The organism is Streptomyces populi (genome assembly GCF_002911015.1).
Lineage (GTDB): Bacteria > Actinomycetota > Actinomycetes > Streptomycetales > Streptomycetaceae > Streptomyces > Streptomyces populi.
The window spans coordinates 1-849 of sequence record NZ_KZ627097.1 but is presented as its reverse complement, the minus strand read 5'-3'; the positions used below and the strand labels follow the sequence as shown (position 1 = coordinate 849).

Below are 849 nucleotides of genomic sequence, written 5' to 3'. Positions count from 1 at the left end.
CCCGCGCACACCAGCGACTCCAGTCCCTGCCGGTCGGCGAGGCACGGCAGCAGCACCTCCCAGAAGCGGGTGATGTTCTGCCGGGAGAGCCAGCCGGCGTCCGAGCCGCCGAGCACCTCGAAGCCCGTGGTCGCGGCGACGATGACGCCGGCGCCGTCCCTCCACGACATCCCCTCGGCGAGCGCGCCGCCGCGCTCGGCCCCGCGCAGCACGTCCTCGACCCAGTGCCGCCACTGCCGGCGCAGCGGGGACTCGGTGCGGCGCGCCATGTCGGCGGCGAGCTCGAAACCGCTTCGCACCACGATGTCGCGGGCCAGGACGCCCATCAGTTCGTGGGAGGCGTCCACCACCCGCTGCAGGGAGTTGCCCTGTGCGGCCCAGGCCGCCTCGGTGATCCGGCGCAGCGTCTCGGCGGCCTCCGCCTCGACCGCCTCGGCGAGCATCCGCTTGTTGGCGAAGTGGAAGTACAGGGCGCCGTTGCTGACACCGGCCCGTTTGCTGATGGCGCCGAGCGAGGCGTGGACGAAGCCCTCCTCCGCGAACGCCTCGGCCGCGGCCCGGACCAGCGCCTGCCGGGTCCGGGCGGCTCGTTCCTGCTTGACCATGCTGCCTCCTGGGGCGTGGGGACGCCGAGAGCCAGGAGGACAGCGACGTCACGAACCACTTGCGTAGCGTGATTATTGCGGGGGGTTGCCGTGCTTGCGGGAGGGCAGGTCGGCGTGCTTGGTGTGCAGCATCGCGAGCGACCTGATAAGGACCTCGCGGGTCTCGGCGGGGTCGATGACGTCGTCGACCAGACCGCGCTCGGCCGCGTAGTAGGGGTGCATCAGCTCGGCCTTGTACTCCTTG

The 849-nt window shown here is 71.8% G+C and carries 2 protein-coding genes; both read right to left on the bottom strand.

Annotated features, from left to right (window positions below; translation table 11 throughout):
* A partial coding sequence (locus CW362_RS42855; protein WP_103554957.1) for a ScbR family autoregulator-binding transcription factor occupies positions 1 to 605 on the bottom strand: 605 nt, incomplete at its 3' end.
* A 72-nt stretch (positions 606 to 677) separates the two neighbouring features.
* The coding region (locus tag CW362_RS42850; RefSeq protein ID WP_276313773.1) for a carboxyl transferase domain-containing protein at positions 678 to 849 on the bottom strand (172 nt) is incomplete at its 5' end.